This window comes from Pseudomonas sp. AC247 (assembly GCF_979258015.1).
Genome location: NZ_OZ409829.1, coordinates 1,705,023 through 1,727,252, shown reverse-complemented (window position 1 = coordinate 1,727,252; position 22,230 = coordinate 1,705,023). Strand labels below are relative to the sequence as shown.

Here is a 22,230-nt window from a genome sequence, read left to right as displayed (position 1 = left end):
GTCTAGCCGACGGGGTAGTCCTGGGAAAACCCCTGCTTTGGAACCAGAAAGGTGCGCAGGTAGCTGATGACCGGAGTGGCGTCCTGCTTGCGACCGATCACCTTGATGGTGACGATGCCCTGGCCCGGACGTGATCGGGATTCACGCTTGAAGACCACCTCGCTCTCGGCATACAGGGTGTCGCCGACGTACACCGGACTGGGCAGGCGTATTTCGTCCCAGCCCAGGTTGGCGATGGCCCGGGCGCTCATTGTCGCGACCGTCATGCCGCTGATGATCGACAAGGTCACCGAACTGTTCACCAGCAGTTTTTCGAACTCGGTGCGCTGTGCGTAAGCCACATCGATATGCGCCGGATGGTTATTCATGTTCATCAGTGACTGCCAGATGTTATCCAGTTCAGTCACCGTGCGACCGGGGCGATGCTCGAACACGTCCCCGACCACAAATTCTTCGTAATGCAGCCCATAAGACTCACGGTATCGGTTGGCAGCGATCCGTTTATGGGCCGGAATCATCGGTTCCATGCTGTTCTCCTTATAGACCCAGTTCCTGGGCGCGCTGGATGACTTTGCGGGCTTGCTTGACGAAGGGCGGCCCGACCATCAGGTGCTTCAGCCGGGTGATTTTTTCACCACTGTCTTGCGCCGCCTGCACAACGGCCAAGGCATGTTCGTACTCGGCGATCGAAGGGGTGAACGCCTCATTGATGATGGATATCTGCCTTGGGTGAATCGAGGTCTTGCCACTGAATCCCAACTCCCGGGTGTCCTGGCATTCCTTGAGTAACCCGGCGTCGTCATCGAGGTTGAAGTAAGCGGTGTCGAACGCGGGAATCCCCGCTGCGCTGGCGGCGGCAACGATGCTTGCACGGGCGTGGAGAATGTTGCTCCAGCCGCCAATGGGCACACCGAGGCTGGCCGCGTAGTCTGCCGAACCAAAGATCAGTCCGTCGGCGCTGGATGCAATGGCGTAAATATCCCGCAGGCAGGCCGGTGTTTCGACGGTGACGAGGATTTTCGGGCTGCCTCCCTGCCCCCCTACATTGGCGCGTACGACGTCTATCTCGGCCGCCGCTTCGGTCATGGCGAGGACGATGTATTCGGGGCGCTGTTCGAGGGATTGCACCAGCAACAGATCAAGCAACCCTTGGTTATCACGCAATGGGTTGATGCGCAGTGCCGTACGCTGCGCTGTAGGGGATCGATAGAACTGCTCGACACATAAGCGGGCTTCAGCTTTCCTGGCGAGCGGAACACCGTCCTCCAGATCAATCACCATGACATCCGTCAGGGCACTCTTGGCGTATTGCTCCGGGTGCAAGGCAGAGCAATACAACAGGCTTCGTGGTATCGGATGAGTCATCGCCACCTCTCAATGCTCGGCAGGATTCAGGTGCAAGCGGGCTACATCGATCTCTGCCCTGACAGCGGAGCAAAAACTGCGGACGTCTTCTTGCGACATATCTGCACGCAACATCACGCGCAAACCGGACTTGTTTCTGGCCACAATCGGAAAGAACACCGCCGAGGTGTAATAGCCTCGTTTGAACACACCTTCGGAAACGCTGATCGCCATGTCCGGGCTGTCCAATGGGATAACCCGAATCGGCAGCCCTGACCCCGCGTGCTCTGTATTGAATAAACTGTCGAATAGACGAATATTGGAATTCAGCTTCTCCTGCAAGACGCCAAGTTCAGGACTCTTATGAATATCCAGCGACGCCATGGCCGCACCGATAGCGGCCGGATTTATATATTGAGAATAAGACATCGGCCCACCAAAGCGACGAAAGACACTTTGGTAGTCGGCTTTCTCCGACATAAATATGCCGCCGCCATTGGCACCGAATGCCTTGGCCAATGAATACACCAGCAGGGTTCGAGGATTCAATTCAGGTATATACGTACGAATATAACCTTCACCCTGTTCGCCATAGGCGCTTAATGAGTGAGAGTCGTCGAAATAGAGAAACAGCCCATATTTATCCTGCAACGCTAATAGCCGCTCAATCGGTGCACTGCCTCCCATGCTATAGGCACCGTCAGCAACATAGCCGACTAGCGGGTACCGCTTGCACATATCCTCAATAAAATCGACATCGTTGTGATTGCAGGTCACCACCTGCGTTTCATCACCACAAATGGCCTTGACCTGATTCAGGGCAAAATGGGCATGCTTGTCAAAGATCAGTACGGGGCGCTGCCCCTGAGTAAACATACCAGCGGCCAGGAGCGGCAACGAGGCCACGATCCCCGCACTGCACGACGTCGCCGTGAAGGCTCGACAGTTGAAGTGCGCGGACAAGGCATCCTCAAGCTCATCGAGTTCTCGCAACCTTATCCTGATACGCGAGGTGGGCAGGTTCACCGTACCGCTATTGAGCACATAATCGGCGGCGCGGCGCGCCAGACGCGGATCGACCTCAAGCCCCAAATATGAACAAGAGCACATGTTCATGAAGGCATGACCGTTCTGATCCTGCATACGCCCCTGCTGAGTATGCTTGACACTCAAATCGGTCAACCCCGATTGTTGTGCAAAGGCCCATGACGGATTTCCAATGTCAACGGATCGGGCGGTATTAATGTACTTGTTTCGCTGCTCTGACATACACGACCTCAATATAAGTCCATATAACCGGAACAATGACCAGTGGCAATTAAGTAACACCAATGAAAATACTGCGCGCTAACAAATATCCAACATCCAACATCGCTACACCATCAAAGCTTAATTGATTACAGCCCACCTCAGCGTCACAGTCAGCGCTTTTGTAGGCATTCAAGAAAACCCCTTCAATGATTAACGAATGATCTGTAGGAACACTCTTAAAGATCATACGCACAGGCCAGATCACATTAACGGTTCCAGGTTCTAGCCGTGCGCCGCCTACAACTTCACGGCACACGCCCCACAGCCTTGTATTGCGCAGAATAATTAATCAATGGAAGATTGAGCGGTAAACCAGCGCTTATCACGGGCGCGGCCTCAGACATCGGGAGATGCGATAGCCGAAGGCGCCGATATGGTCATCGATGGAGGTCTGGGAACTCAGGTTTACGGTGGCTATGCGTGGGGCTACTTCGAGAGCGCCGGGGTTTAAAGATCAAAGAGGCAACTGACCGGGCCATCAATTTCCACCTGAGCCCCCACTCACTGAAGCTCTCAATTCCTTCCCGCAAAACCAGCAGGACCTTCCTTATTGACCCCGTCGTCGACAACACACCGCGCCGAGCCCTGTTGATGCTGCATCAGGTGATCATACTGAGTGGTCAATCGAATCCTGTTGGCCAGCGCCTGCCGCACCAGCGAACTCGCCGCGAATACCCTGTAGGAGCTGCCGCAGGCTGCGATCTTTTGATCGTAAAAAAAGCAGATCAACAGATCGCAGCCTCCGGCAGCTCCTACAGGGTGTCATTTATCCAAGGTGGCTCGATGGGATGTGTTCGGCGTTCCGGTTGATGTCCGAAACCGATGGTGGCTGGTCTGACGCTTTCGCGAGCAAGCTTTGCTCCTGCGGGGTCAAGGGCAGCCTTTGGGTGAAACATTGATCCAGAGCGGGTCGGGCGTAGGAAAAATCGGGTAAAACGGGCGCCATCGCTACTTGCAGTAACGTGCAAGTAAGACAACTTCCCAACACCTCACCCGATAAACAGTTGAAAAACCGCTCCAAACAATATTGATTATCATTTAGCAGCAACTATGTTCGTTACATTTCAAACAAAACATATTTCCCGGAAAACCGGCTAATGCCCGCAACGCATGGGCTGGCGGGGCTTGGAGGTGCGCTATGTCCTTATTCCAATAAATAATTTCGCTATAGGAATTTTACTTGCCGGGTGTTTAGCCATAAAATCAGCGCGATTGATTGCTGCGACATATCGTCACTGCCTATTTCTTTATCAAGCTCAGAGACCTTTGCTCTCTGTTAAGGATTACCAGCATGCCCGAAGCGACAGGACTCATGGCCCACAACTGGGGCTTTGCCATTTTCCTTCTGGGTGTCGTCGGCCTGTGTGCCTTCATGCTTGGCGTTTCCAGCCTCCTTGGGTCAAAAGCCTGGGGCCGCAGCAAAAACGAACCGTTCGAGTCGGGCATGCTACCTACCGGTGGCGCCCGCTTGCGGCTCTCAGCCAAATTCTATCTGGTCGCGATGCTCTTCGTGATCTTCGATATCGAAGCCCTCTTTCTCTTTGCATGGTCTGTGTCCGTCCGCGAAAGCGGCTGGACCGGATTCGTCGAAGCTCTCGTTTTCATAGCAATTCTGTTGGCAGGTCTTGTCTACCTGTTCCGAGTGGGCGCCCTTGACTGGGCTCCGGAAGCTCGTCGCAAGCGGCAGGCGAAGCTGAAACAATGAGGCTTTGGCAATGCAATACAATCTCACCAGGATCGACCCCGATGCTCCTAACGAGCAATATCCGATTGGCGAACGGGAAACCGTTTCCGATCCGTTAGAAGATCAAGTTCACAAAAACATTTTCATGGGCAAGCTGGAAGACGTGCTGAGTGGCGCGGTCAACTGGGGACGTAAGAACTCCCTGTGGCCGTACAACTTCGGCTTGTCGTGCTGCTACGTGGAAATGACCACCGCCTTCACGGCGCCCCACGACATCGCGCGCTTTGGCGCCGAGGTTATCCGGGCATCACCGCGTCAGGCCGACTTCATGGTTATCGCCGGTACCTGCTTCATCAAGATGGCGCCGATCATTCAGCGTCTCTACGAGCAGATGCTCGAGCCGAAGTGGGTGATCTCCATGGGTTCGTGCGCTAACTCCGGTGGCATGTACGACATCTACTCTGTGGTTCAAGGGGTGGACAAGTTCCTGCCCGTGGACGTCTACGTACCTGGCTGCCCTCCTCGTCCGGAAGCATTTCTGCAAGGCTTGATGCTGTTGCAGGAATCGATTGGACAGGAGCGTCGTCCGCTTTCCTGGGTCGTCGGTGATCAAGGCGTTTATCGCGCCGACATGCCTTCGCAAAAGGAACAGCGCCGCGAACAGCGAATCGCAGTCACTAACCTGCGCAGCCCTGACGAAGTCTGATCCAGATCTGTTCTGACAAAGAAACGAGAAGCTGGCTTCATTCTTTACGTTGACCGAAAGCGAAAAAATAACCATGACTACAGGCAGCGCTCTGTACATCCCGCCTTATAAGGCAGACGACCAGGATGTGGTCGTTGAATTGAACAACCGTTTTGGCGCCGAAGCGTTCACCGCTCAGTCGACCCGCACCGGCATGCCGGTGCTGTGGGTGGCGCGCGCCAAACTCGTCGAAGTCCTGACCTTCCTGCGCAACCTGCCCAAGCCGTACGTCATGCTCTATGACCTGCACGGCGTGGACGAGCGTCTGCGCACCAAGCGTCAAGGGCTGCCGAGCGACGCTGAATTCACCGTGTTCTATCACCTCATGTCGCTGGAGCGTAATAGTGACGTGATGATCAAGGTCGCCTTGTCCGAGAGCGACCTCAGCTTGCCGACCGTCACCGGTATCTGGCCGAACGCCAACTGGTACGAGCGTGAAGTCTGGGACATGTTCGGCATCGACTTCAAAGGTCACCCGCACCTGTCGCGCATCATGATGCCGCCGACCTGGGAAGGTCACCCGCTGCGCAAGGACTTCCCGGCGCGCGCCACCGAATTCGATCCGTTCAGCCTCAACCTCGCCAAGCAACAGCTTGAGGAAGAAGCCGCGCGTTTCCGCCCTGAAGACTGGGGCATGAAGCGTTCCGGGACGAACGAGGACTACATGTTCCTCAACCTCGGCCCGAACCACCCTTCGGCGCACGGTGCGTTCCGCATCATTCTGCAGCTGGACGGTGAAGAAATCGTCGACTGCGTGCCGGATGTCGGTTACCACCACCGTGGTGCCGAGAAGATGGCCGAGCGTCAGTCGTGGCACAGTTTCATCCCGTACACCGACCGTATCGATTACCTCGGCGGCGTGATGAACAACCTGCCGTACGTGCTCTCGGTCGAGAAGCTGGCCGGCATCAAGGTGCCTGAGAAGGTCGACGTCATCCGCATCATGATGGCCGAGTTCTTCCGGATCACCAGCCACCTGCTGTTCCTCGGGACATACATCCAGGACGTCGGCGCCATGACTCCGGTGTTCTTCACTTTCACCGACCGCCAGAAGGCGTACACGGTGATTGAAGCGATTACCGGTTTCCGTCTGCACCCGGCCTGGTACCGCATCGGCGGTGTTGCCCACGACCTGCCGCGCGGCTGGGACAAACTGGTGAAAGACTTCGTTGAATGGCTGCCAAAACGCCTCGACGAATACACCAAGGCTGCCCTGCAGAACAGCATCCTCAAGGGCCGTACCATCGGCGTCGCTGCCTACAACACCAAAGAAGCCCTGGAATGGGGCGTCACCGGTGCCGGCCTGCGTTCGACCGGTTGCGACTTCGACCTGCGTAAAGCGCGTCCATACTCCGGCTACGAGAACTTCGAGTTCGAAGTGCCGCTGGCTGCCAATGGCGATGCCTACGACCGCTGCATGGTGCGCGTTGAAGAGATGCGCCAAAGCATCAAGATCATCGACCAGTGCATGCGCAACATGCCGGAAGGCCCGTACAAGGCGGATCACCCGCTGACCACGCCGCCGCCGAAAGAGCGCACGCTGCAGCACATCGAAACCTTGATCACGCACTTCCTGCAAGTTTCGTGGGGCCCGGTAATGCCGGCCAACGAATCCTTCCAGATGATCGAAGCGACCAAGGGCATCAACAGTTATTACCTGACGAGCGACGGCGGCACCATGAGCTACCGTACCCGGATCCGCACTCCGAGCTTCCCGCATCTGCAACAGATCCCTTCGGTGATCAAAGGCAGCATGGTCGCGGACTTGATTGCGTACCTGGGTAGTATCGACTTCGTTATGGCCGACGTGGACCGCTAAGCATGAACAGCACGCTTATCCAGACAGACCGTTTCACCCTCAGTGAAACCGAGCGCTCGGCCATCGAGCACGAGCTGCATCACTACGAAGACCCGCGCGCGGCGTCGATCGAAGCCCTGAAGATCGTTCAGAAAGAACGCGGCTGGGTGCCGGATGGCGCCCTGTACGCAATCGGCGAGATCCTCGGCATCCCGGCCAGCGACGTTGAAGGTGTGGCGACGTTCTATAGCCAGATTTTCCGTCAGCCGGTTGGCCGTCACATCATTCGCGTCTGCGACAGCATGGTCTGCTACATCGGCGGCCACGAGTCGGTGGTCAGCGAAATCCAGAACAATCTGGGCATCGGCCTGGGTCAGACCACCACCGACGGTCGATTCACCCTGCTGCCGGTCTGCTGCCTCGGCAACTGCGACAAGGCACCGGCGCTGATGATCGACGACGACACCTTTGGTGATGTGCAGCCTGCTGGCGTCGCCAAACTGCTCGAGGGCTACGTATGACCCTGACATCTTTCGGTCCTGCCAACCGCATTCAGCGTTCGGCCGAGACTCACCCGCTGACCTGGCGTCTGCGTGACGACGGCGAAGCCGTGTGGCTCGACGAGTACCAGGCCAAGAACGGTTACGCCGCTGCGCGCAAAGCCTTCGCCGACATGGATCAGGACGCCATCGTCCAGACCGTGAAAGACGCAGGCCTTAAAGGTCGCGGCGGTGCAGGCTTCCCCACGGGCGTGAAGTGGGGCCTGATGCCCAAAGACGAATCCATCAATATCCGCTACCTGCTGTGCAACGCGGATGAAATGGAGCCGAACACCTGGAAAGACCGCATGCTGATGGAGCAACTGCCCCATCTGCTGATCGAAGGCATGCTGATCAGTGCTCGCGCACTGAAAACCTACCGTGGCTACATCTTCCTGCGTGGCGAATACACCACCGCCGCCAAGCACCTGAATCGTGCTGTGGAAGAAGCCAAGGCTGCGGGCTTGCTGGGTAAAAACATTCTGGGCAGCGGCTTCGATTTCGAGCTGTTCGTCCACACCGGTGCCGGGCGTTACATCTGCGGTGAAGAAACCGCACTGATCAACTCCCTCGAAGGCCGTCGCGCCAACCCGCGCTCCAAGCCGCCCTTCCCTGCCGCCGTCGGCGTGTGGGGCAAGCCGACTTGCGTGAACAACGTCGAAACCCTGTGCAACGTGCCGGCGATCATTGCCGACGGCGTTGACTGGTACAAATCGTTGGCCCGCGAAGGCAGCGAAGACATGGGCACCAAGCTCATGGGCTTCTCCGGCAAAGTCAAAAACCCGGGCCTGTGGGAATTGCCATTCGGCGTCACCGGTCGCGAGTTGTTCGAAGACTACGCCGGCGGCATGCGCGACGGCTTCAAGCTCAAGGCCTGGCAGCCAGGTGGCGCCGGTACCGGTTTCCTCCTGCCTGAGCACCTCGACGCACAAATGTACGCCGGCGGCATCGCCAAAGTGGGCACCCGTATGGGTACCGGCCTGGCCATGGCGGTGGATGACAGCGTCAACATGGTCTCCTTGCTGCGCAACATGGAGCAGTTCTTCGCTCGCGAGTCGTGCGGTTTCTGCACCCCTTGCCGTGATGGTTTGCCATGGAGCGTGAAGCTCTTGATGGCCATCGAAGAAGGCCGCGGTCAGCCAGGCGACATCGAGACCTTGCTGGGTCTGGTCAACTTCCTCGGCCCAGGCAAGACCTTCTGTGCTCACGCACCGGGTGCCGTGGAACCGTTGGGCAGTGCCATCAAATACTTCCGTCCAGAGTTCGAAGCCGGTATCGCGCCAGTCAGCGCCGCCGTCCCGCCTCTGGCAAGGCCGATCGTAATCGGCGCGTAAACGCTTAATAAGGTGAAGGGCCTGGGCCTTTCACCTCCTGCGATGACGCCTTTCGAGGCTGGTTTGATTCGCACGGATAACAAGATTCCATTAGCCACGCCCGCTGACACCGGGCCAACGAAGACCTTTGAACCATGGCCACTATCCACGTAGACGGCAAAGCGCTCGAAGTCGACGGGGCAGACAACCTGTTACAGGCATGTCTGTCGCTGGGCCTCGACATTCCATATTTCTGCTGGCACCCCGCGCTTGGTAGCGTCGGGGCTTGCCGCCAGTGCGCGGTCAAGCAGTACACCGACGAGAACGACACCCGTGGTCGCATCGTCATGTCCTGCATGACCCCGGCCACCGACAACACCTGGATCTCCATCGAAGATGAAGAATCCAAGGCGTTCCGCGCCAGTGTTGTTGAATGGCTGATGACCAACCACCCGCACGACTGCCCTGTGTGCGAAGAAGGCGGTCATTGCCACCTGCAAGACATGACAGTGATGACCGGCCACAACGAGCGCCGTTATCGCTTCACCAAACGCACCCACCAGAACCAGCAACTGGGCCCGTTCATTTCCCACGAAATGAACCGCTGCATCGCTTGCTACCGCTGTGTGCGTTTCTATAAGGATTACGCTGGCGGCACAGACCTCGGTGTGTTCGGCGCCCACGACAACGTGTACTTCGGTCGCGTTGAAGACGGCACCCTCGAAAGCGAGTTCTCCGGCAACCTCACCGAGGTCTGCCCGACCGGTGTGTTCACCGACAAGACTCACTCCGAGCGCTACAACCGTAAGTGGGACATGCAGTTCTCGCCGAGCATCTGCCATGGCTGCTCGAGCGGTTGCAACATCTCCCCGGGCGAGCGTTACGGTGAACTGCGTCGCATCGAAAACCGTTTCAACGGTTCGGTGAACCAGTACTTCCTGTGCGACCGTGGCCGTTTCGGTTATGGCTACGTCAACCGCACCGACCGTCCACGTCAGCCGCTGCTGGCCGACGGCACCAAGCTCGGTCTGGACGCTGCACTGGATAAAGCCGCTGACCTGCTGCGCGGTCGCAATATCGTCGGTATCGGTTCGCCGCGTGCCAGCCTCGAAAGCAACTACGCGTTGCGCGAACTGGTTGGCGCCGAGCACTTCTACTCGGGTATCGAAGCGTCCGAACTGGAACGCATCCGTCTGGTCTTGCAGGTGCTGAACGACAGCCCGCTGCCTGTGCCAAACATGCGCGACATCGAAGACCACGATGCAATCTTCGTCCTCGGTGAAGACCTGACCCAGACCGCCGCCCGTGTGGCACTGTCGCTGCGTCAATCGGTCAAGGGCAAAGCTGAAGACATGGCCGAAGCCATGCGTGTTCAGCCTTGGCTCGACGCCGCCGTGAAGAACATCGGTCAGCACGCGCTGAACCCGCTGTTCATCGCCAGCCTGGCGGAAACCAAGCTCGACGACATCGCTGAAGAATGCGTACACGCAGCTCCGGACGATCTGGCGCGCATCGGTTTCGCCGTTGCCCACGCACTGGACGCCAGCGCCCCGGCCGTTGAAGGTCTGGACGCCGAAGCACTGGAACTGGCTCAGCGCATTGCCGACGCCCTGCTCGCGGCCAAACGTCCGCTGATCATCGCCGGTACGTCGCTGGGCTCCAAAGCCCTGATCGAAGCCGCCGCGAACATCGCCAAGGCGCTGAAGCTGCGCGAGAAGAACGGTTCGATCAGCTTGATCGTGCCGGAAGCCAACAGCCTCGGTCTGGCCATGCTCGGTGGCGAATCGGTCGACGCTGCGCTGCAAGCCGTCATCGACGGCAAGGCTGATGCGATCGTTGTGCTGGAAAACGATCTGTTCACCCGCACCGCCAAAGACAAGGTCGATGCCGCACTGAACGCTGCGAAAGTGGTGATCGTTGCTGATCATCAGAAGACCGCGACCACCGACCGCGCGCACCTGGTTCTGCCAGCCGCAAGCTTCGCCGAAGGCGACGGTACGCTGGTCAGCCAGGAAGGTCGCGCCCAGCGCTTCTTCCAGGTTTTCGATCCGCAATATCTGGATGCGAGCATTCTGGTTCACGAAGGCTGGCGCTGGCTGCACGCCCTGCGCGCGACCCTGCTGAACCAGCCGATCGACTGGACGCAACTCGACCACGTCACTGCTGCCGTTGCTTCGAGCACCGCGCAACTGGCGCGTATCGTCGACGCCGCACCGTCGGCGGCGTTCCGTATCAAGGGTCTGAAACTGGCGCGTGAGCCGCTGCGTTACTCCGGTCGCACCGCAATGCGCGCCGACATCAGCGTTCACGAACCACGCACCCCACAAGACAAAGACACCGCGTTCGCCTTCTCCATGGAAGGTTACTCGGGTTCGGTTGAACCGCGTCAGCAAGTACCATTTGCATGGTCGCCGGGCTGGAACTCGCCGCAAGCGTGGAACAAGTTCCAGGACGAAGTCGGTGGTCATATCCGCGCTGGCGACCCGGGCACCCGCCTGATCGAAAGCACTGGCGACTCGCTGAACTGGTTCGCGGCAGCACCGCGTGCGTTCAGCCCGGCAGCGGGCACCTGGCAAGCCGTGCCGTTCTTCCACCTGTTCGGCAGCGAAGAAAACTCTTCGAAAGCCGCGCCGGTTCAAGAGCGTATTCCGGCCGCTTACGTCGCACTGGCGAAATCCGAAGCGGATCGTCTGGGCGTCAACGACGGTGCATTGCTGAGCCTGAACGTGGCCGGTCAGACCCTGCGTCTGCCGCTGCGTATCAATGAAGAACTGGGCGCAGGTCTGGTGGCATTGCCTGCGGGCATCGCCGGCATTCCACCGGCATTCGCCGGCGTATCCGTCGACGGTCTGCAGGAGGCAGCGCAATGACCTGGTTCACCCCTGAAGTGATCGATGTGATCCTGACGGTCATCAAAGCCATCGTGATTCTGTTGGCCGTGGTGGTCGCGGGTGCGTTGCTCAGCTTTGTCGAACGTCGCCTGCTGGGCTGGTGGCAGGACCGTTACGGTCCGAACCGCGTTGGCCCGTTTGGCATGTTCCAGATCGCCGCCGACATGCTGAAGATGTTCTTCAAGGAAGACTGGACGCCGCCGTTTGCCGACAAAGTGATCTTCACTTTGGCGCCGGTGGTGGCCATGTCCGCCTTGCTGATCGCGTTTGCGATCATCCCGATCACCCCGACCTGGGGCGTCGCGGATCTGAACATCGGCCTGCTGTTCTTCTTCGCCATGGCCGGTCTGTCGGTCTACGCGGTGTTGTTCGCCGGCTGGTCGAGTAACAACAAGTTCGCCCTGCTTGGTGCCCTGCGTGCTTCGGCGCAGACCGTGTCCTACGAAGTGTTCATGGGCCTGGCCCTGATGGGCATCGTGGTCCAGGTCGGCTCGTTCAACATGCGCGACATCGTCGAGTACCAGGCGCAGAACCTGTGGTTCATCATTCCGCAGTTCTTCGGCTTCTGTACCTTCTTCATCGCTGGCGTCGCCGTGACTCACCGTCACCCGTTCGACCAGCCGGAAGCGGAACAGGAACTGGCCGACGGTTACCACATTGAATACGCCGGTATGAAATGGGGCATGTTCTTCGTCGGTGAATACATCGGCATCATCTTGATCTCGGCGCTGCTGGTCACCCTGTTCTTCGGTGGCTGGCACGGTCCGTTCGGCATCTTGCCGCAACTGTCCTTCCTCTGGTTCGCACTGAAGACCGCGTTCTTCATCATGCTGTTCATCCTGCTGCGCGCGTCTATCCCGCGTCCGCGTTATGACCAGGTGATGGATTTCAGCTGGAAATTCTGCTTGCCACTGACCCTGATCAATTTGCTGGTGACCGCTGCGGTCGTGTTGTGGAACACGCCTGCAGTCGCGGTTCAGTGAGGATTTGACCCATGTTCAAATATATTGGCGACATCGTTAAGGGTACTGGTACCCAGTTGCGCAGCCTGGTCATGGTCTTCGGCCATGGCTTTCGCAAGCGCGACACCCTGCAATACCCGGAAGAAGCGGTCTACCTGCCACCACGCTACCGTGGTCGCATCGTCCTGACCCGTGACCCCGATGGCGAAGAGCGTTGCGTTGCCTGCAACCTGTGCGCCGTGGCTTGCCCGGTGGGTTGCATCTCGCTGCAGAAAGCTGAAACCGAAGACGGTCGCTGGTACCCGGACTTCTTCCGTATCAACTTCTCGCGCTGCATTTTCTGCGGTCTCTGCGAGGAAGCCTGTCCGACCACCGCAATCCAGCTGACACCGGATTTCGAGATGGCCGAGTTCAAACGTCAGGACCTGGTGTACGAGAAAGAAGATCTGTTGATCTCCGGCCCCGGCAAAAACCCTGATTACAACTTCTATCGTGTTGCAGGTATGGCAATCGCTGGCAAGCCGAAAGGCTCCGCACAGAACGAAGCCGAACCGATCAACGTGAAGAGCTTGCTGCCTTAAGGAAGAACGATGGAATTCGCTTTCTATTTCGCATCGGGTATCGCTGTTGTGGCCACGCTACGTGTGGTCACCAACACCAACCCTGTGCACGCCCTGCTCTACCTGATCATCTCGTTGATCGCTGTGGCCATGACCTTCTTCGCACTCGGCGCACCGTTCGCCGGCGTGCTGGAAGTGATCGCCTACGCCGGCGCCATCATGGTGCTGTTCGTGTTCGTGGTGATGATGCTCAACCTCGGCCCCGCCGCGGTTCAGCAAGAACGCGCCTGGCTCAAGCCCGGTATCTGGGCAGGGCCGGTGATTCTCGCCGGCCTGCTGCTGGCCGAACTGCTGTATGTGCTGTTCGCTCACCAGAGCGGTCAGGCCATCGGCCACACCACCGTAGACGCGAAAGCCGTGGGCATCAGCCTGTTCGGCCCGTACCTGCTGGTAGTCGAACTCGCCTCGATGCTGCTGCTTGCTGCAGCCGTCACGGCGTTCCATTTGGGCCGTAACGAGGCGAAGGAGTAAGTCATGCCTGCTATCCCTCTCGAGCATGGTCTGGCGGTTGCCGGCATCCTGTTCTGCCTTGGACTGGTCGGCCTGATGGTCCGCCGCAACATTTTGTTCGTGTTGATGAGTCTGGAAGTGATGATGAACGCCTCTGCACTGGCGTTCATTGTTGCGGGCGCCCGTTGGGGCCAGCCGGATGGACAGATCATGTTCATCCTGGTGATCAGCCTTGCAGCTGCCGAGGCCAGTATTGGTCTGGCGATCCTGCTGCAACTGTATCGCCGCTTCCATACGCTCGATATCGACGCTGCCAGTGAGATGCGCGGATGAACCTGATCTTTCTGACTTTCGTATTCCCTCTGATCGGTTTCCTGCTGCTGTCGTTCTCCCGTGGACGCTGGTCGGAAAACCTCTCGGCGCTGATCGGCGTGGGTTCCATTGGCTTGTCGGCGATCGTCGCCGCCTACGTCACCTGGCAATTCAACGTCGCACCACCCGAAGGCGGTCACTACACCCTGGTGCTGTGGAAGTGGATGGCGGTCGAAGGCTTCAAGCCTGACTTCGCCCTCTACGTCGACGGCCTATCGGTCACCATGCTTGGTGTGGTCGTTGGCGTCGGCTTCCTGATCCACCTGTTCGCGTCCTGGTACATGCGTGGCGAAGCGGGCTACTCGCGCTTCTTCTCGTACACCAACCTGTTTATCGCCAGCATGCTGTTCCTGGTGCTCGGCGATAACCTGTTGTTCCTGTACTTCGGCTGGGAAGGCGTGGGCCTGTGCTCGTACCTGTTGATCGGTTTCTACTACAGCAACCGCAACAACGGTAACGCGGCACTCAAGGCCTTCATCGTGACCCGGATCGGCGACGTGTTCATGGCCATCGGCCTGTTCATCCTGTTCCAGCAAGTGGGCACGCTGAACATCCAGGAACTGCTGGTGCTGGCACCGCAGAAATTCCAGGTCGGCGACTTCTGGATCACCTTGGCAACCTTGATGCTGCTGGGTGGTGCAGTCGGTAAATCGGCACAACTGCCACTGCAAACCTGGCTCGCGGACGCGATGGCCGGCCCGACTCCGGTTTCGGCACTGATCCACGCCGCCACCATGGTGACTGCCGGTGTGTACCTGATCGCCCGTACCCACGGTCTGTTCACCCTGGCGCCGGAAATTCTGCACCTGGTGGGCATCGTTGGCGGTGTGACCCTGGTTCTGGCAGGTTTCGCCGCGCTGGTTCAAACCGACATCAAACGTATCCTCGCCTACTCGACCATGAGCCAGATCGGCTACATGTTCCTGGCGCTGGGCGTTGGTGCATGGGATGGCGCGATTTTCCACCTGATGACCCACGCCTTCTTCAAGGCCCTGCTGTTCCTTGCTTCCGGTGCGGTGATCGTTGCCTGCCACCACGAGCAGAACATCTTCAAGATGGGCGGTCTGTGGAAAAAACTGCCATTGGCCTACGCCAGCTTCATCGTCGGCGGCGCGGCACTGGCTGCCCTGCCACTGGTCACCGCAGGCTTCTACTCCAAGGACGAAATCCTTTGGGAAGCGTTCGCCAGCGGCAACCACGGTCTGCTTTACGCAGGTCTGGTCGGCGCATTCATGACCTCGCTGTACACCTTCCGCCTGATCTTCATCACGTTCCACGGTGAAGCCAAGACTGAAGCCCACGCCGGTCACGGCATCGCTCACTGGCTGCCACTGTCGGTGCTGATCGTATTGTCCACCGCCATTGGCGCGATGATCGTTCCGCCACTGCACGGCGTACTGCCAGAAAGCGTTGGCCATGCTGGCGGCGAAGCCAAGCACAGTCTGGAAATCGCCTCGGGTGCTATTGCCCTGGCCGGTATCCTGCTGGCAGCGCTGCTGTTCCTCGGCAAGCGTCGCTTCGTCACGGCAATCGCCAACAGCGGCATCGGCCGTTTCCTTTCGGCCTGGTGGTTCGCTGCCTGGGGCTTCGACTGGATCTACGACAAACTGTTCGTCAAGCCTTACCTGGCGATCAGCCACGTACTGCGCAAAGACCCGCTCGACCAGACCATCGGTCTGATCCCGCGTATGGCCAAGGGTGGTCACACCGCCCTGAGCCGCACCGAGACCGGTCAACTGCGTTGGTACGCTGCTTCGATGGCTGCTGGTGCCGTGCTGGTTATCGGCGCCATCGTGCTGGTAGCGGTCTGATATGAACCTTGCGAATTTGCGAAAGGAAACGAGCCCGTCATGATTCTGCCTTGGCTAATCCTGATCCCCTTCATCGGCGGCCTGCTGTGCTGGATGGGTGAGCGCTTCGGCGCTACCCTCCCGCGCTGGATTGCGCTGTTGACCATGACCCTGGAACTCGCCCTCGGCCTCTGGCTGTGGGCCCACGGTGACTATTCATTTGCCCCGGCGCCTGGCGCCGATCCGACCTGGGCGCTTGAGTTCAAGCACATCTGGATCGCGCGTTTCGGCATCAGCGTGCACCTGGCCCTCGACGGCCTGTCGCTGTTGATGATCCTGCTGACCGGTCTGCTGGGTATCCTCTCGGTACTCTGCTCGTGGAAAGAGATTCAACGTCACGTTGGCTTCTTCCACCTGAACCTGATGTGGATCCTGGGCGGCGTTGTCGGCGTGTTCCTCGCCCTCGACCTGTTCATGTTCTTCTTCTTCTGGGAAATGATGCTGGTGCCGATGTACTTCCTCATCGCGCTCTGGGGTCACAGTTCTTCGGACGGCAAGAAAACCCGGATCTACGCGGCGACCAAGTTCTTCATCTTCACTCAGGCGTCCGGCCTGATCATGCTGGTGGCGATCCTCGGTCTGGTGCTGGTCAACTTCAACAACACTGGCGTGATTACTTTCAACTACGCCGATCTGTTGAAAACCAAGATGTCGATGACCACCGAGTACATCCTGATGCTCGGCTTCTTCATCGCCTTCGCGGTCAAGCTGCCGGTCGTGCCGTTCCACTCGTGGTTGCCTGATGCTCACGCCCAGGCGCCGACTGCCGGTTCCGTCGACCTCGCCGGTATCTTGCTGAAAACCGCTGCTTACGGTCTGCTGCGTTTCGCCCTGCCGCTGTTCCCGAATGCCTCGGCCGAGTTCGCGCCGATCGCCATGACCCTCGGTCTGATCGGGATCTTCTACGGTGCGTTCCTCGCGTTCGCGCAAACCGACATCAAGCGTCTGATCGCCTTCTCGTCCGTTTCCCACATGGGTTTCGTGTTGATCGGCATCTACTCCGGCAGCCAACTGGCCCTGCAAGGTGCAGTGATCCAGATGCTGGCGCACGGTGTCTCGGCAGCGGCACTGTTTATCCTCAGCGGTCAGTTGTACGAGCGTCTGCACACTCGTGACATGCGTGAGATGGGCGGTGTGTGGTCGCGTATCGCTTACCTGCCGGCAATCAGCCTGTTCTTTGCAGCCGCATCCTTGGGCTTGCCGGGTACCGGTAACTTTGTCGGTGAGTTCCTGATCCTGATCGGCTCCTTCGCGAGCTGGCCGTGGATCACTGCGATTGCCACTTCCGGTCTGGTGTTCGGTTCGGTCTACTCGCTGATCATGATCCACCGTGCCTACTTCGGCCCGGCGAAATCGGATTCGATCCTGCACGGTATGGACGCTCGCGAACTGATCATGGTGCTAGGCCTTGCGGTGTTGCTGATCTACATCGGCGTCTACCCGCAACCGTTCCTCGACACTTCTGCCGCCACGATGCATGGCGTTCAGCAGTGGCTCGGCACCGCCTTCACTCAACTCGCTTCGGCCCGGTAAGAGCGCTATGGAATTCACGATTCAACACTTTATTGCGCTTGCGCCACTGTTGATCACCAGCCTCACCATTATCGTGGTGATGCTGGCAATCGCCTGGCGCCGCAACCACTCGCAGACCTTCCTGATCTCGGTCGCCGGTCTGAACCTGGCCCTGTTGTCGATCCTGCCAGCCCTGAAAGTCGCGCCTCTGGCCGTGACTCCACTGCTGCAAATCGACACGTTCGCTTGCCTGTACATGGCGCTGATCCTGGTCGCCACCCTCGCCTGCGTCACCCTCGCCCACGCCTACTTGGGTGATGGCGGTTCGGGTTACCCGGGCAACCGTGAAGAACTGTACCTGCTGATCCTGATGGCCGCCGCCGGTGGCCTGGTTCTGGTCAGCGCGCAGCACCTGGCCGGTTTGTTCATCGGCCTGGAACTGCTCTCGGTACCGGTTTACGGTCTGGTGGCTTACGCCTTCTTCAACAAGCGATCGCTGGAAGCCGGCATCAAATACATGGTGCTGTCGGCCGCCGGTTCCGCGTTCCTGTTGTTCGGTATGGCGCTGCTGTACGCCGACTCGGGTTCGCTGAGCTTCGTCGGTATCGGTCAGGCCCTGGCTGCGACTGGCCTGCCTAGCTCGCTGGCGCAACTGGGCCTGGGCATGATGCTCATCGGTCTGGCGTTCAAGCTGTCGCTGGTACCGTTCCACCTGTGGACGCCGGACGTTTACGAAGGTGCTCCGGCACCGGTGGCTGCGTTCCTCGCAACCGCGTCGAAGGTTGCAGTGTTTGCGGTGATGGTGCGTCTGTTCCAGATCTCCCCTGCCGCCAGCAGTGGCGTACTGAGCGACGTGCTGACCGTCATCGCCATCGCCTCGATCCTGTTCGGTAACCTGCTGGCCCTGACCCAGAGCAACCTCAAGCGTCTGCTCGGTTACTCGTCCATCGCGCACTTCGGCTACCTGCTGATCGCACTGGTGGCGAGCAAAGGTCTGGCGGTGGAAGCCATCGGCGTGTACCTGGTCACCTACGTGATCACCAGCCTCGGCGCGTTCGGCGTGATCACTCTGATGTCCTCGCCGTACAACGGCCGTGACGCGGATGCCCTGTACGAATACCGCGGCCTGTTCTGGCGCCGCCCGTACCTGACCGCCGTGCTGACCGTGATGATGCTGTCCCTGGCCGGTATCCCGCTGACTGCTGGCTTCATCGGCAAGTTCTACATCATCGCTACCGGTGTTGAATCGCACCAATGGTGGCTGGTCGGCTCGCTGGTGCTGGGCAGCGCCATCGGCGTCTTCTACTACCTGCGCGTGATGGTCACCCTGTACCTGATCGAGCCAAACCTGCGTCGCCACGACGCCCAGCTGCACTGGGAACAGAAGGCAGGCGGCGTGATGCTGCTGGCCATCGCCCTGGTCGCATTCTTCCTGGGCGTGTACCCGCAGCCATTGCTGACACTGGTTCAGCAGGCGGGTCTGGCGGGCTGATAGTTCGGCTGGCTAGAAATGAAAACGGCACCTTCGGGTGCCGTTTTTGTTTTTGTGGGATTTTTACTGATGCCCTGCCCTTCCTGCTGAAAGCCCAGAAAGCTCCCGCTCAATTATCGGTTTCGTCCTACAGTCCGCATCCGGCTGTTGGAGCTATTGTGTATGTGTGAGGCAACGCGAAAACTCGAAGGCACATTGAAAGTACTTGCCGACCAACAGGGCACAAGGAAACCATATTGAACACTGACAACATCCACACCACATATGAAAAAATGTATGCATACGAAGAAGAGATAAAAAACAGCATCTCGATAAAAACTCAAATAATTTTTACCGCGATATTTGCGCTAGCTTCTGCAACCATCTACCTAGCTCGTTTTTTGGATTTCACCTTCAACCCCGAAATTGCATACATCATTTCCTTTCTAGTAGCTTTAACCCTGACAATCTCAACCATCTCTACATACTTCAACTTCAGAGCCTTTAGCGGATCTGAATTCAACAGAATGCCATACGCAGAAAAAATAAAAGAGTATTACGACAGCCAAACACAATACAACATTGAACTTGGCAAATATAACTCACAGGTATCGCAGCACGAGCAAATACCTTTGATCGATCCTGACAAAGAAACTGCAAGCTTCATTTCAAACACCTACATCAGTTGCTCCACACACAATGCGTTAGTCAATGAAGAGCGATCACGATGGGTTTTCAAGTCCATTTCAACTTTTCTGATGGCCTGCATTCCTCTTGCTATCGGTAGCTTGTTGTTTGTCCTTTTTGACATGGATACCTCCTCGCCCAGGAAAAATTTTGCAATAAAAGATATGTACGTGGGCGACCAAATATCCGACTTGAGAAAGCAGTTGCTGAATGACTCAAAAGCCGAAGGCCTAGCAGATCTGAAAAAAGGACTATAATCCTTGAGAATATACTTCTTGAAAAAGGGGCAGGGAAATTGAGCGAATCCAATAAGCCAACATCAAGTGAAAAAAAACCTTTGCCCCAAGCTCCTGTCAAACCGACTGTTCCATTTTCTAGAAGAACATACGACGATGTTAACGGCGGTGCCAATAGGGATCAGAAATGAAAGCTACTGATGATCGGTCTAAGCCACAGAATCCGACAAGACCTACACCACCAGAGAAACCTTCTGCACCGGTTGTACGTCGTATCGTTAACGAAAAAGTCATCAATAGAAAAGAGATAGCTTTAGATAACAGATGACAACGCAACTAAAGTGCTCTTGTCCTCGCAGAACTTTATAATAAAGGCGGCACCTTCAGGTGCCGCTTTCGCGTTTGTAGGATTCAGTATCAGCAGACTGCGCCAGCGCGTCCAGATGATCGCTCGCTATGCTTTCTTGGTCTTCACACTTCCACCTTTTTAAGATTTTTCCTGCAAAGCAGTGAGCAATGGCTTACATTCTGCAGAAGGTAATTGCGGTTAAATTTGAGGATCACCTATCAAGTGGAGATCCACGAACCATGAAGCGGGACATTTATTCAGAATTGATGGATGGTCTTGATGCGTTAGCCGAAGAACGCCAAGGCAGAATCACATTGAAGAAGACGCGTGTAGAACGGATCGGCGCCATGAAGGGCAAATTCACACATCCCCACGAAATTGATACCTCTCTATCAAAAGGTTTGCTGGATATCTTCAAAAGGTAAAAATCCACGCCTGCTTTCATTTGATCTATCTGACTCACCCTGACCACTGTGGGAGCAAGCTCGCTCCCACAGTTTTGTGTGGCGTTCACTCAATCCAAATAACCACATGACGAAATTGTAATTCCCCCATCACCTCCGCGTTATCCGCAGCTTGCAACGATGTGACCCGGCGACCAATGCCGGCGGGCCCTGCTCCGCCGAACAATAAAACCCACGCCGAAGCACGTTCCCGTTCTGCCGAACCCAAGGAGTGTTTGATGGTTAACCCTACAAAAATATCGATGGCCGCTTTAGCGGTGGTGGTCGGCGCCGGGCCGTCCATGGTGTTTGCAGAAGACAAGCCTGAAGGCTTTGTCGAAGGCAGCAGCCTGACGGTGCTCAACCGCAACTTTTACTTCAATCGTGATCATCGCAATGGTCAGTCCAGCTCGACCGGCAACGGTTATTCCGAAGCCTGGGCGCAGGCGGTGATCAGCAAGTTCGAATCCGGTTTCACTCAAGGCACCGTCGGCGTCGGTGTCGATGCATTTGCGATGATTGGTCTGAAACTCGATACCGGTGACGGGCGAACCGGCGGGCGCAGTTCGTTTGATGTGTTGCCGGTCAACAGTGATGGCGAGGCGCGAGACGAATACACCAAGGTCGGCGGCGCCGCGAAAATCCGGGCGTTCGATACCGTGGTCAGGGTTGGCGATGTGTTCCCGGCCACTCCAGTGGTCGCGGCGGGTGACTCGCGCTTGCTGCCGGAAAGCTTTCGCGGGGTGACGGCGAGCAACACAAGCATTGAAGGTTTATCGGTTCAGGGCGGTCGACTGCACGCGATGAGCCAACCGGTGTCGAGCGACATGCGCGAGAACTTCGCCACGTTCTACGCCGGCCCGGTCAACTCGCCGTGGATCGCTTATGGCGGCGGCGATTATGTGCTGAACAAAAACCTCAGTTTCAGCCTGTACTCCAGTCGCCTCAAGGATGCGTGGAATCAGTATTACGCCGGCACTGCCTGGACCTATCCGCTGTCGGACGACCTGTCACTGTTCGGTGGCCTGAACTATTACAAGGCCGTCGACGAAGGCAAACAACTGCTCGGCGAGTTCGACAACAACATCTGGAGCGGTCGTGTCGGCGTCAAACTCGGCGCCCACTCCGTCGCCCTCTCCCACCAACGCAACAATGGCAATGACGACTTCGATTACCTGCGCCAGTCCGATTCGATATTCCTCGACAACTCGATCCAGTACAGCGACTTCAACTCGCCGAAAGAACGTTCGTGGATGGTGCGTTATGACCTCGACATGAGCACTTACGGCGTGCCGGGCTTGTCGTTCATGACTCGCTATGCGCGCGGCACCGACGCTGATTATTCAAACGCTAATGCCGTGTATATGCGCCGCGATGCCGAGGGCAATCCGCTGACCGATCAGAAACGTTGGGAGCGCGATATCGAAGTCAAATACGTGGTGCAAAGCGGTTCGATGAAAGACCTCTCGCTGCGCTTGCGCCAAGCCACAACCCGCGCCACGGCGTTCGAGTCGGATCTGGATGAAGTGCGGGTGATTGTCGAGTATCCGTTGGCGATTCTTTGATTGCGCGGTTGATGCAAATTCACCTTTAGAAGCTCCTTGCTCCTTTGGTAAGAGGTGAATCTTTTGGCGTCCTTCGGGGCGCTTTTTT

The 22,230-nt window shown here is 57.6% G+C and carries 18 protein-coding genes and 1 pseudogene; 16 read left to right on the top strand and 3 right to left on the bottom strand.

All coding sequences use genetic code 11. The annotated features are described in order from the left end of the window. Positions 1 to 2 precede the first annotated feature (2 nt). Genes ACZZ0B_RS07940 through ACZZ0B_RS07930 form a run of 3 tightly spaced genes read right to left on the bottom strand, consistent with a single transcriptional unit; the run spans position 3 to position 2,613 of the window. Positions 3 to 527 carry a MaoC family dehydratase gene (locus ACZZ0B_RS07940; RefSeq protein ID WP_463544791.1) on the bottom strand — a complete coding sequence of 175 codons (525 nt, stop codon included), beginning with the start codon at positions 525 to 527 and terminating at the stop codon, positions 3 to 5. A gap of 10 nt (positions 528 to 537) precedes the next feature. Continuing rightward, complete coding sequence (locus ACZZ0B_RS07935) at positions 538 to 1,365, bottom strand: HpcH/HpaI aldolase/citrate lyase family protein (protein ID WP_463544790.1); 828 nt, start codon at positions 1,363 to 1,365, stop codon at positions 538 to 540. A gap of 9 nt (positions 1,366 to 1,374) precedes the next feature. Then, positions 1,375 to 2,613 (bottom strand): aminotransferase class I/II-fold pyridoxal phosphate-dependent enzyme, encoded by a 1,239-nt coding sequence (locus tag ACZZ0B_RS07930; RefSeq protein WP_463544789.1) that lies wholly within the window; start codon positions 2,611 to 2,613, stop codon positions 1,375 to 1,377. Between the two features lie 1,333 nt (positions 2,614 to 3,946). Here ACZZ0B_RS07930 and ACZZ0B_RS07925 point away from each other — a divergent pair. From ACZZ0B_RS07925 to ACZZ0B_RS07850, 16 genes and pseudogenes are all read left to right on the top strand, one after another. Further along, the gene (locus ACZZ0B_RS07925) at positions 3,947 to 4,360 is read left to right on the top strand and encodes an NADH-quinone oxidoreductase subunit A (protein WP_003223812.1); all 414 of its coding nucleotides are present in this window, start codon (positions 3,947 to 3,949) and stop codon (positions 4,358 to 4,360) included. A gap of 10 nt (positions 4,361 to 4,370) precedes the next feature. Beyond that, positions 4,371 to 5,045 carry a NuoB/complex I 20 kDa subunit family protein gene (locus tag ACZZ0B_RS07920; RefSeq protein WP_003223809.1) on the top strand — a complete coding sequence of 225 codons (675 nt, stop codon included), beginning with the start codon at positions 4,371 to 4,373 and terminating at the stop codon, positions 5,043 to 5,045. 73 nt (positions 5,046 to 5,118) lie between these two features. After that, positions 5,119 to 6,903, top strand: a complete 1,785-nt coding sequence (gene nuoC, locus ACZZ0B_RS07915) for an NADH-quinone oxidoreductase subunit C/D (RefSeq protein WP_008082858.1) — start codon at positions 5,119 to 5,121, stop codon at positions 6,901 to 6,903. Between the two features lie 2 nt (positions 6,904 to 6,905). Then, the gene (gene nuoE / locus ACZZ0B_RS07910; protein WP_007920186.1) at positions 6,906 to 7,403 is read left to right on the top strand and encodes an NADH-quinone oxidoreductase subunit NuoE; all 498 of its coding nucleotides are present in this window, start codon (positions 6,906 to 6,908) and stop codon (positions 7,401 to 7,403) included. Further along, on the top strand, positions 7,400 to 8,755 hold the full coding sequence (gene nuoF / locus ACZZ0B_RS07905; RefSeq protein WP_008082856.1) for an NADH-quinone oxidoreductase subunit NuoF: 1,356 nt from the start codon (positions 7,400 to 7,402) through the stop codon (positions 8,753 to 8,755). Before nuoE ends, nuoF begins: the two co-directional genes overlap by 4 nt. A 134-nt stretch (positions 8,756 to 8,889) precedes the next feature. After that, positions 8,890 to 11,604 (top strand): NADH-quinone oxidoreductase subunit NuoG, encoded by a 2,715-nt coding sequence (nuoG, locus tag ACZZ0B_RS07900; protein WP_463544788.1) that lies wholly within the window; start codon positions 8,890 to 8,892, stop codon positions 11,602 to 11,604. After that, a complete protein-coding gene (nuoH, locus tag ACZZ0B_RS07895) occupies positions 11,601 to 12,608 on the top strand; it encodes an NADH-quinone oxidoreductase subunit NuoH (RefSeq protein WP_008082852.1) in 1,008 nt (335 codons plus the stop codon). The genes nuoG and nuoH overlap by 4 nt, the downstream gene beginning before the upstream one ends. 11 nt (positions 12,609 to 12,619) lie before the next feature. Continuing rightward, on the top strand, positions 12,620 to 13,168 hold the full coding sequence (nuoI, locus tag ACZZ0B_RS07890; RefSeq protein WP_007920177.1) for an NADH-quinone oxidoreductase subunit NuoI: 549 nt from the start codon (positions 12,620 to 12,622) through the stop codon (positions 13,166 to 13,168). Between the two features lie 9 nt (positions 13,169 to 13,177). Continuing rightward, positions 13,178 to 13,678 (top strand): NADH-quinone oxidoreductase subunit J, encoded by a 501-nt coding sequence (gene nuoJ, locus ACZZ0B_RS07885; protein ID WP_008082850.1) that lies wholly within the window; start codon positions 13,178 to 13,180, stop codon positions 13,676 to 13,678. Positions 13,679 to 13,681: 3 nt separating this feature from the next. Next, positions 13,682 to 13,990, top strand: a complete 309-nt coding sequence (nuoK, locus tag ACZZ0B_RS07880) for an NADH-quinone oxidoreductase subunit NuoK (RefSeq protein ID WP_003223790.1) — start codon at positions 13,682 to 13,684, stop codon at positions 13,988 to 13,990. Further along, a complete protein-coding gene (nuoL, locus tag ACZZ0B_RS07875) occupies positions 13,987 to 15,840 on the top strand; it encodes an NADH-quinone oxidoreductase subunit L (RefSeq protein WP_463544787.1) in 1,854 nt (617 codons plus the stop codon). The genes nuoK and nuoL overlap by 4 nt, the downstream gene beginning before the upstream one ends. 39 nt (positions 15,841 to 15,879) lie before the next feature. Next, positions 15,880 to 17,412, top strand: a complete 1,533-nt coding sequence (gene nuoM, locus ACZZ0B_RS07870) for an NADH-quinone oxidoreductase subunit M (RefSeq protein WP_008082846.1) — start codon at positions 15,880 to 15,882, stop codon at positions 17,410 to 17,412. A gap of 7 nt (positions 17,413 to 17,419) precedes the next feature. Continuing rightward, positions 17,420 to 18,883, top strand: a complete 1,464-nt coding sequence (gene nuoN, locus ACZZ0B_RS07865) for an NADH-quinone oxidoreductase subunit NuoN (RefSeq protein WP_007920173.1) — start codon at positions 17,420 to 17,422, stop codon at positions 18,881 to 18,883. A gap of 236 nt (positions 18,884 to 19,119) precedes the next feature. Next, entirely contained in the window at positions 19,120 to 19,806 is a 687-nt protein-coding gene (locus ACZZ0B_RS07860) for a hypothetical protein (protein WP_440095451.1), read from the top strand. Positions 19,807 to 20,373: 567 nt separating this feature from the next. After that, positions 20,374 to 20,469 (top strand): annotated as a pseudogene (locus ACZZ0B_RS07855) (transcriptional regulator); the annotation flags it as partial. 347 nt (positions 20,470 to 20,816) lie between these two features. Next, positions 20,817 to 22,142, top strand: a complete 1,326-nt coding sequence (locus ACZZ0B_RS07850) for an OprD family porin (RefSeq protein WP_463544786.1) — start codon at positions 20,817 to 20,819, stop codon at positions 22,140 to 22,142. Positions 22,143 to 22,230 lie beyond the last annotated feature (88 nt).